The sequence below is a fragment of the Enterobacter sp. IF2SW-B1 genome, assembly GCF_001743375.1.
GTDB lineage: Bacteria > Pseudomonadota > Gammaproteobacteria > Enterobacterales > Enterobacteriaceae > Enterobacter > Enterobacter bugandensis.
In genome coordinates this window covers 1-420 of record NZ_MJAA01000282.1, presented here as the reverse complement: position 1 = coordinate 420, position 420 = coordinate 1, and the positions used below count along the sequence as shown (strand labels likewise).

The 420-nt window shown below is 43.6% G+C and carries 1 protein-coding gene and 1 pseudogene; both read right to left on the bottom strand.

Annotated features, from left to right (window positions below; genetic code table 11):
- Positions 1–209 (bottom strand): annotated as a pseudogene (locus tag A6013_RS24410) (cytochrome b); the annotation flags it as partial.
- A 20-nt stretch (positions 210–229) separates the two neighbouring features.
- On the bottom strand, positions 230–420 hold a 191-nt coding region (locus A6013_RS27465), incomplete at its 5' end, for a hypothetical protein (RefSeq protein ID WP_069733892.1).

Here is a 420-nt window from a genome sequence, read left to right as displayed (position 1 = left end):
TCGCCAGATAGCGCGAAATACCAGCCCCAGCATCAGCAGCACCCGATGCTTTTATGCAGCTCGGGTGCCTGATGATACCAGCCATCGTAATAGCTGAGCGTGACCATCCAGAGGCCAAGTCCGAACATACCGTAGACGGCAATGGCAAATATCCAGAGCAAACTTATGGATATTAATCCGTAGCGCCGGGAGGAGGTACGCAATTGCATCAGAATTTCCATTTTGAAATTCACCCAGAGGTAAAAATGAACGGGAAGACGCGATATTGCAACTGAAATAATTGACCATTGACTTTTATCTTATTTTTTTCAGCGATTTTGACAAGAAACGGGGAGATTAATTCAAGGGCTGCGTGCAAGCCGTATTTAGCAGAAGAAAAAATCTTAAATAAACATAAAGTAACGTCAGTTAACGTCAATT